We start from the raw sequence: 8127 nt of genomic DNA, 5'->3' as shown, positions 1-8127 counted from the left end.
GCATTACTGTAAAATCAAACAACCGACAAGCGGTGTCCGGATGCCTCCGGAATCACTGTCCGGATGTTTCCGGAACGGTGTCCGGATGTTCCCGGATTCGCTGTCCGGATAAACCGGAATACGCATGGTGACTTTAAAGTAAACCTCAACGACTGGGAACTGGGCGTCATTAAAGAAGAAATGAAAGACGAAAAAGGTGCTGTAGCGTGGCTTCGCAATTTAGATCGCAAGAAGTGGTCGTTAGAAATTCCATATGAAGTGGATGGTGTAACGACTCCTATGTTCCCAGACTTGATTGTCGTTCGCGCAGGCACACAAGGGTATGTCTTTGACGTGCTTGAGCCGCATGATCCAAGCCGTAAGGATAATTACCCGAAAGCAGTCGGCTTGGCTAAGTTTGCCGAGAAGCATGGCGAACATTTCGGGCGTATTCAGCTTATCCGTAAATCTAAAGGTGCGGACAGACGTGATCACTTCTACCGCTTGGATATGGGCAAACTCAGTATTAGAAATAAGGTGCGCGGCGTAACATCAAATGCTGAACTCGACAGGATTTTTGACGAGGATGCGGTGACAGAAGAATAAAAAGCGGCGAAATTCAAACATAGAATAGATGATAGCCTCCGAAGATGCTTAAATTCCTTCGGAGGTCTTTTTTAGTCTTTCTTATAAAACATTGTCTCATAGCCATCGGCTCTAAGAGCCAACCCTTTTATCCAGGGTGGCGTTCGTCCCATCTGCTCACAAACTGCTTTAAGGGAGACATCCATGCTGCACTCAATAATTAGCTCGTCATGGACGTGACCACAGATAAAGCAATGACTGAGTGTTTTCATGGCATAGGCCAGGATATCCCGGCTGATTGCCTGCACAACATTTTCCGTAAACTTCGGCCCGTAACTTTCGATGCGTTCCCACTTCTTAGTGATGCCGGTACCTTCGTAGGTGACAGACTCACCACCGAACTGGTTCTGTTCGATCTTAGGCTTTACATAGGATAGCCTCCTGCCGGAAGGGAGCTCAATAAAAAGCATCCCCTTCTGGTAATAGAAATTAAGTCCATGTGTTTTGGTATGTGTTCTTAAGCGAACTGCCTCTTTAACATTTCTGTCAATATCCCACCACAGCTTTGTAATCTTCGGGTTTGACGCTCTCCAAGAATCAACCAGCGGCTGCAATTCGTCTTCAGTAAGGCCCATTTCTAACGCGCCCATAGCCTTAAGTGCTCCAATACTGCCGCCATATCCAAGTGCCAATTCTGCGATTTTACCTTTTTGCCGAAGGTGGCTATTCACGCCATGCTTTTCAACCGGTACATGGAACATAGCAGAAGCTGAAGCGCAGTAGATATCACCATTACTTTCAAATACATCTAATCTCCATTGTTCCCCAGCTAAAAAGGACAGAACCCTAGCCTCGATAGCACTGAAGTCGCACACAATAAATTTGTATCCTGACCTTGGAATAAAAGCAGTTCGGATAAGCTGAGAGAGTGTATCCGGTACGTCATCATAAAAAAGCTTCACTGCATCATAATCTCCGAGTTTTACAAGGGACCTTGCATCTTCCAAATCAGGGATATGATTTTGAGGTAAGTTCTGCAATTGTATATGCCTGCCTGCCCAGCGACCAGAACGGGATGCGCCATAATATTGGAACATGCCGCGAGCCCTGCCATCTAAGCAGACGGTGTTCTGCATGGCCTGATACTTTTTAACGCTACTTTTTGCAAGCTGCTGACGAAGTAGAAGTACGTCGCGTTGATCCTCCGGTGAAGTTTTTATAAGAGCAGCCACATTCTTTTTACCAAGCGACTCGGTCTCAACACCGTTATCAGAAAGCCACTGTTTTACCTGCACAACGCTATTTGGATTATCAAGGTTGGTAAGCTCCTTCATGGCAGCGGTTAGTTCTTCTTTGGATTTCTCATCGAAGATGATGGCATTTTTCACTACACCCATATCAAGCAGAATGCCTCTGTCGTTAATTTCTTGATCCAGATGGTATTCATCCCATACAAACTCAGGTACTGGATAGCTTTCTAGTCGTTTCTTAATTGCCTGTTCCACCTCAACATCTCGGACGTTGTATTTCTTAAATAAGAACCATTTCTCCATACCATGTGCAGGTAGGTTACGAGTACGGCCACCGTTTACTTTGGTGGGTTTGCATGGAACGCAGAAATATTTGATGAGATCTTTTCCTTCTTTCAGCTTCTGTTCACCGAGCTTAAGAACTGTCCCTACACCTTCAAGCGAAAGTGGTAAGCCCATATAAGCAGACCATATCATACTGCAACGCCAAGAAGATGGATTAAGGTAACCGTTGGCAGTGTCCTCTGGTATGCTGTAGCTACTAAACTTATCCGGGTAATGCTTGCGAAGCCAATAGGATAAACAGACACGTTCGAAGGAAGCGTTAAAGGCCCATTTTGTTATGTTATCATCGGTTAATGCATTTAGTATCTCTTCTGGAATTTTCTCACCTAAGGCCAGGTCAATAACGTGTACCTCACCGCCATTAATTGCGTAACCAAACAGGAGGACTTCAAAGCTTGGAGATTCTGCATAGCGATAGACGCCACACTTGCCAAGGTCCACATCCGAGTAAGTTTCAAGGTCAAGAGAAAGTGTTTTTATATCTTCCATAACATCCTCCTTTCAAAAGAATAAGGCGGCAGCAGGAGTGCCACCGCCCAAGCAATTAAAACTTATCAAGTGGATCAAAGTTTTTCTTTGCTTTTTCTTTCTTGTGCTTTTTGATGGCGTCATTAATTTCAGTTAGGACCCAGAATAGGGCTCCGATGATAAACACGCCGTATAAAGTAATAAGTTCAATAACAAGAATAGTTTCCATATGTTTACCTCATTTCTTTGATTGTCTAAGGTGGCAGGTTTTCCTACCACCCGGATTGTCAGTTACCATTTAGGAAAGGAAGTCTTCATCATCCTCAGTAGCGAAGTCATCCTCAGCGTTTGACTTACCGCCAAGATGTTCACCATCACGGATTTTCTGAAGGTTATTAAGGGAACAAGCGATACCCTTATTTCCATTGGTGTTGAATGCGTAGAAATTTACACTGGCACGACCGTAAACACCGGAATAAATCTCAGAGCGCTCGATGATAGGCTGACGGTCTGCATCTACGATGCCAGGTGCAGAACTGTTGTTGGCATTCATAAAGTAGGCGTTTGCGTAAGTGGGATCATCAGGACGTTCTACATCGCCATCGCGAAGAGGAGTCTTAAGGGTTGCAAGAGGCGGTACTGTACGACCATTGCCTTTGAGCTTGCCTTCGCCTTCGTGGTAAGCCGCTTCTATTGCAGCTTTAATCTTAGCGATGGTCTTCGTGTCGGACTTAGGGATAATGAGAGATACACTGTACTTAGGGGTGCCACCATTTATGGATTTAGGCTCCCATGCATTCACATAGCTCCAACGGGTATCAGGGCCAGTAACTACTTTCAACGGATTAACTGTCTTTGTCATGATTTATTTCCTCCTTAATTTTTATCAAAATCTTCAAATGCTGAGTTGAATTCAGGTCTCTTGTCATCAGCGGTAACAAGGACCGGTTTTCCAGGCGGCTTAAAGGTTAGACCACCGAGAATATCTTCAAATGTCTTCTTACCGAGAAGTGCTGTCATGGCGGTAATGCCGAGCAGTTTCTTCTCATATGGGTCTTTACCGGCTGCAATAACGACATCAGCTACTGCAGCTTCGTCGGTGTATTTTCTGTTGGAACGACCGGTGACTAACTTAAAGCCTTCAAACTTGGTACCGTTCAGAGCTTCCTTCAGAGCATATTCCTTGACATCATTGGCCCAAGATACCAGCTCGTCTGCTTTGGTCAGGATAGCTGCGATCTCATCGTTATCGAGAGTGGCAGGCACCTCAAAGTCATATTTTGCGAGCTCCAGATTGTATTCAGCACGCTTCCTGCAGGTTGCTTTGGCCTTACAGAACTGGCAGTGCTCGCCAGCCTTGTATTTGCCCTCACCTTTGATAGCAAGCTGTGCAGTAGGAGCCAATACTTCCTCAGCCCACTTGATTAATTCACTCTTAGAGATGATGTATTCGCTAATGTTTTCTCTACGCGGCTGATAGATGATCAGGTGGATATTGTCAATGTCGTAAATGCCATCGAAAAGTGCCAAGCCTCCAAGTGCATAGCAGAACATTTGTGGATTTCTTTCCGCTGAAACCTTGATTCCAAGCCCGTATTTGTAGTCAATTACGGTAAGAGTGCCGTCTGCAATAATCAAACAGTCAACATGACCATAACCTTCCGGGACATATTTCGAGAAATCGAGCTTCTGCTCAATAAGTATCTGAGGATCAGCACAGGTTTCTTTTGCTTTCTCAAGCTGTTCAAGTACAAAGGCTGCATAGTATTCGGCATGGCTGTTCATTTCCTCATCATAGAAGCTTAAAGATTCAGTCGGGTCCTTTGTGTCAAGTCCCAGCAGTTTTTCAAGCTTGTACTGTGCGAGTGTATGGGCATCAGTGCCTTCTTGTGCAAAGCTACTGGACGCATCTTCAAACTTCTTACTAAGTAGAGCCGATGGTGGGCAAGCAATCCACTTGTGTGCGGATGAGGCTGAAAGCAGTGCATGTTTTACGCTCATTTAATTGCCTCCGCATCCGCAAGTAATGCGGCATACTGTGACGGGTCTACGCTGGAGAGCTTATCTGCACCGTATTTTTTCAGAAGTCCCTTAAGCGCTTCTGTGTATCCGGCTCTGGACATTTCTGCAAACTTCTTGCGAACATCTAAGAACGAATACTCTGGTTTCGGTTCCTCTGTCGGTATTGCGGGTGCTTCCATAACATTTTCGGGCTCGTCACCTGAACTTGAAAAAATCTCTGTAAGCGAGTCAGCAATGTTAATGAGAGTTTTGCCGCAGTCCCTAAGTTCAGAAAGAACCTGACTAAGTTCACTCATCTTGCTCATTTGGAGTACCTCCTTCCTTCTTTTCTTGTTCCTTTGCAGACAAGGCTTTGATTTTCTGAGCCAGTCTCTTGGATACAACGCTTATGGCTGTGAGGGTGTCAGCAAGATCTTCATCAAACTGCTGATCTTTTGAAGCCTCTACATTCGTCTGTGTCTGCATTGTGTTACCTCCCTTTCCGAGAGGAGTGCTCCCTCTCTAATAGTCCCAGGACAGTTTTGTGTGGTTTGAACGAAAAATCTTTTGTGATTTTTTCAGGCCACACATTTTTCATGTCCTTCACTAATCCCAGGACACTTAAAACGAAAATGAACGAAAAAAGACAGCAGATTTTTAGGTCTGCTGTCGCTTAAATAAGGAAGGAAAAATTTATTTTCAAAAGTTCGTTCAAAGCGGTACTTTCTGTCCTGGGACTGGTAGAGGGACTTTTATGCCGCTCGAATCTTAATAAGGAGGTTCGCTTATGAACGAACAGATGAGATGTAAATATGGTACCGGCGGAGTGGACAAGAAAAACAGTGAAGGCTATCCCGACCCTACCGCATACGAGGCGCTGACAAACATCAAAAAGGAAGACAAGGTCTTCAAACCGCTCGTGTATATCTGCTCACCTTATGCGGGTGATGTAGAAAAAAACACTGAAAGAGCCAAGATTTATAGCCGCTTCGCTGTTATCGAAAGAAATGCTATCGCTTTTGCACCACACCTACTTTTTCCTATGTATCTTTCGGATGATGATCCTGCGGAACGTGAGCTTGCACTTTTCATGGATATAGTCTTCTTAGGTAAATGCAATGAGCTGTGGGTGTTTGGTGAAAACATCACGAAGGGCATGCAGATGGAAATTGATAAGGCAAAGAAGCGCCGCATGACCATTCGTTATTTTGCCGAGGACATGGAGGAGGTTGAAACATGCAACTAACAATTTGTACTGCAAATTGCACCGGCAATCAAAAGAACTGCCTCTATCCAAATAGGAACGTTGTCACGTCGGCCGAAGAATTAAAAGAAGCCGCAAAGCTAGACCACGTTTGCGCGGAGTATAAGAACAACTATCGCAGTGCAGATAATTTCTTAAAGTCTGATGTCATCGTCATGGATTGCGATAATGATCACACTGAAAATCCGGATGAGTGGATAACGCCAGAGGCATTGGATGAAATTTTAACGGATATTTCATATGCGATTGCTCCCAGTCGTCACAATATGCTTTCTAAGGATGGAAAAGCTGCAAGGCCCAAGTTCCATGTTTACTTTCCTATAGAAGAGCTAACAGATGCGGAAGGATATGTGGCTATAAAAAGAGCTATCCATGCTCAGTTCCCCTTCTTTGATGATAACGCTCTGGATGCAGCACGTTTTATCTATGGGGCTGATACCGGTGAAGTTATCTGGCATGAAGGTTGGCTCACGATTGATGAATTGCTGGAGAATGTTCCTTCGCCTACAAATACAGGTCGCAGCAATTCAATACCTGAAGGTCAACGCAACAATACTTTGTCTCGTTTTGCTGGCCGCGTTGTAAAGAGATACGGCAGCACAGATAAGGCCCATGAGATTTTTCTGGAAGAGGCTAAGAAATGTGATCCTCCTATGGATAACGAAGAACTTACAGCTATCTGGAATAGTGCTATCAAGTTTGCAAGGAAGGTGCAAGGTCAGGAGGGGTATGTTCCTCCAGATGACTACAATTCTGACTTTGACTCGCTGAGACCCTCGGACTTTTCTGATATTGGCCAGGCAAAGGTGCTTACTCGTGAATATGGCAATGAGCTCTGCTACACCGATGCCACAGATTATCTTCGTTTTAACGGTGAGTATTGGATGGAATCACGGCAGCAGTCAGTAGGTGCAATGGAAGAGTTCCTCGATTTACAGCTTCAAGATGCCCTCGGTGAGGTGGAAAGCGCCCTTAATGCCTTAGTTGCTTTGGGTGAAAAGGAAGAAGATATTCTTGCTGGTGGCAAAAAGTATGAAGCTTCACTTTCGGGAGATCCATTAAAGGCATTTAAAAAGTATCAGTCGGCTATAGCTTACAGAACTTTTGTAATGAAGCGCAGGGATATGAAATATGTCATCTCAGCATTGCAGGCTGCAAAGCCAATGCTGGAAATCAAGGTGAGCGACTTAGACAAGGATGAGTTCCTACTTAATACACCGGGTGTTACGTTTGACCTTCGCAAGGGTCTGGCCGGTGGTCGTGTTCCAGAGGCAGCGGATTATATTACAAAGCAAACAACTGCTTCTCCGGGAGATAAGGGTGAGCAAATTTGGTTAGATGCTCTGAATACCTTTTTCTGTAATGACCAAAAGCTGATTAATTACGTTCAACAGATTGTTGGCCTTTCTGCAATCGGTAAAGTCTACCTCGAGGCTATCATCATTGCCTATGGTGGAGGCCGTAATGGTAAATCAACCTTCTGGAACAGCATCTCAAGAGTGCTCGGCTCCTACAGCGGTGCTATCTCAGCCGATACACTTACAGTTGGTTGCCGCAGAAACGTAAAACCTGAAATGGCAGAGCTTAAGGGCAAACGCCTCATCATTGCTTCCGAGCTTGAAGAGGGTATGCGCCTCAACACTTCAATTGTTAAACAGCTTAGCTCTACGGATGAAATCGAAGCTGAGAAAAAGTATAAGGACCCGTTCAAATTTGAGCCTTCTCATACATTGGTGCTTTACACGAATCATCTTCCTAGAGTCGGTGCCAATGATGATGGTACCTGGAGACGTCTTATCGTCATTCCGTTTAATGCAAGAATTGAAAATAAAAGCGACATCAAAAACTACGCCGACTACCTTGTTAAGAATGCAGGCTCGTACATCATGAGCTGGATCATCGAAGGTGCAAAGAAAGCTATTGAGGCTAACTACCATTTCAGTGTTCCCACATGTGTTCAGGAGGCCATTGAAGCGTACAGAGAAAATAATGACTGGCTTGCTTCCTTTTTGGAGGATTGCTGCGAGGTGGATAAGACCTACCAGCAAAAATCTGGTGAGTTTTATCAGGAATACCGTGCCCATTGCGGGCGCAACGGTGAGTATACAAGAAGCACAACAGATTTCTATACTGCTTTGGAGACTGCTGGGTTTGAACGCAAAAAGACCAAAACAGGTAGCTTCATTTATGGCGTGCGCTTAAAAGAGGAAGAGTTTCTAAGTTGAGTTGCACCGA

Annotated in this window: 9 protein-coding genes; 3 read left to right on the top strand and 6 right to left on the bottom strand. The window is 44.7% G+C overall.

Features of this window, described 5'->3' with window-relative positions:
• The first annotated feature begins 63 nt into the window (after positions 1-63).
• On the top strand, positions 64-585 hold the full coding sequence (locus L7E55_RS13710) for a hypothetical protein (protein WP_277444860.1): 522 nt from the start codon (positions 64-66) through the stop codon (positions 583-585).
• Positions 586-656: 71 nt separating this feature from the next.
• On the opposite strand, the gene L7E55_RS13705 is transcribed toward L7E55_RS13710, so the two are convergent.
• The 6 genes from L7E55_RS13705 to L7E55_RS13680 form a co-directional block, all read right to left on the bottom strand.
• Positions 657-2639, bottom strand: coding sequence for a DNA polymerase (locus tag L7E55_RS13705; protein WP_476748270.1), 1983 nt, complete (start codon positions 2637-2639; stop codon positions 657-659).
• Positions 2640-2703: 64 nt separating this feature from the next.
• Positions 2704-2856: a hypothetical protein gene (locus tag L7E55_RS13700; RefSeq protein ID WP_277444858.1), complete on the bottom strand. Its 153-nt coding sequence runs from the start codon at positions 2854-2856 to the stop codon at positions 2704-2706.
• 69 nt (positions 2857-2925) lie between these two features.
• Positions 2926-3489 carry a DUF2815 family protein gene (locus L7E55_RS13695; RefSeq protein ID WP_257531258.1) on the bottom strand — a complete coding sequence of 188 codons (564 nt, stop codon included), beginning with the start codon at positions 3487-3489 and terminating at the stop codon, positions 2926-2928.
• A gap of 14 nt (positions 3490-3503) precedes the next feature.
• Positions 3504-4628, bottom strand: a complete 1125-nt coding sequence (locus L7E55_RS13690) for a DUF2800 domain-containing protein (protein ID WP_277444857.1) — start codon at positions 4626-4628, stop codon at positions 3504-3506.
• Complete coding sequence (locus tag L7E55_RS13685) at positions 4625-4954, bottom strand: DNA ligase (RefSeq protein WP_277444855.1); 330 nt, start codon at positions 4952-4954, stop codon at positions 4625-4627. Before L7E55_RS13685 ends, L7E55_RS13690 begins: the two co-directional genes overlap by 4 nt.
• Positions 4938-5114 carry a hypothetical protein gene (locus L7E55_RS13680; protein ID WP_277444853.1) on the bottom strand — a complete coding sequence of 59 codons (177 nt, stop codon included), beginning with the start codon at positions 5112-5114 and terminating at the stop codon, positions 4938-4940. Before L7E55_RS13680 ends, L7E55_RS13685 begins: the two co-directional genes overlap by 17 nt.
• A gap of 301 nt (positions 5115-5415) precedes the next feature.
• Between L7E55_RS13680 and L7E55_RS13675 the strand changes: the two genes are divergently transcribed.
• Both L7E55_RS13675 and L7E55_RS13670 read left to right on the top strand, forming a co-directional pair.
• A complete protein-coding gene (locus tag L7E55_RS13675; RefSeq protein WP_277444852.1) occupies positions 5416-5874 on the top strand; it encodes a DUF7768 domain-containing protein in 459 nt (152 codons plus the stop codon).
• Entirely contained in the window at positions 5865-8117 is a 2253-nt protein-coding gene (locus L7E55_RS13670) for a phage/plasmid primase, P4 family (RefSeq protein WP_277444851.1), read from the top strand. Before L7E55_RS13675 ends, L7E55_RS13670 begins: the two co-directional genes overlap by 10 nt.
• The last annotated feature ends 10 nt before the right edge of the window (positions 8118-8127 follow it).

Source organism: Pelotomaculum isophthalicicum JI (assembly GCF_029478095.1).
Lineage (GTDB): Bacteria > Bacillota > Desulfotomaculia > Desulfotomaculales > Pelotomaculaceae > Pelotomaculum_D > Pelotomaculum_D isophthalicicum.
This window is presented reverse-complemented; position numbering and strand designations above follow the sequence as displayed.

What these genes read in the sequence shown, in the direction of transcription:
- L7E55_RS13710 (WP_277444860.1), top strand. Translation starts at nt 64, where the DNA reads ATGTTTCCGGAACGGTGTCCGGATGTTCCCGGATTCGCTGTCCGGATA.
- L7E55_RS13700 (WP_277444858.1), bottom strand. Translation starts at nt 2,856, where the DNA reads ATGGAAACTATTCTTGTTATTGAACTTATTACTTTATACGGCGTGTTT.
- L7E55_RS13695 (WP_257531258.1), bottom strand. Translation starts at nt 3,489, where the DNA reads ATGACAAAGACAGTTAATCCGTTGAAAGTAGTTACTGGCCCTGATACC.
- L7E55_RS13690 (WP_277444857.1), bottom strand. Translation starts at nt 4,628, where the DNA reads ATGAGCGTAAAACATGCACTGCTTTCAGCCTCATCCGCACACAAGTGG.
- L7E55_RS13685 (WP_277444855.1), bottom strand. Translation starts at nt 4,954, where the DNA reads ATGAGCAAGATGAGTGAACTTAGTCAGGTTCTTTCTGAACTTAGGGAC.
- L7E55_RS13680 (WP_277444853.1), bottom strand. Translation starts at nt 5,114, where the DNA reads ATGCAGACACAGACGAATGTAGAGGCTTCAAAAGATCAGCAGTTTGAT.
- L7E55_RS13675 (WP_277444852.1), top strand. Translation starts at nt 5,416, where the DNA reads ATGAACGAACAGATGAGATGTAAATATGGTACCGGCGGAGTGGACAAG.
- L7E55_RS13670 (WP_277444851.1), top strand. Translation starts at nt 5,865, where the DNA reads ATGCAACTAACAATTTGTACTGCAAATTGCACCGGCAATCAAAAGAAC.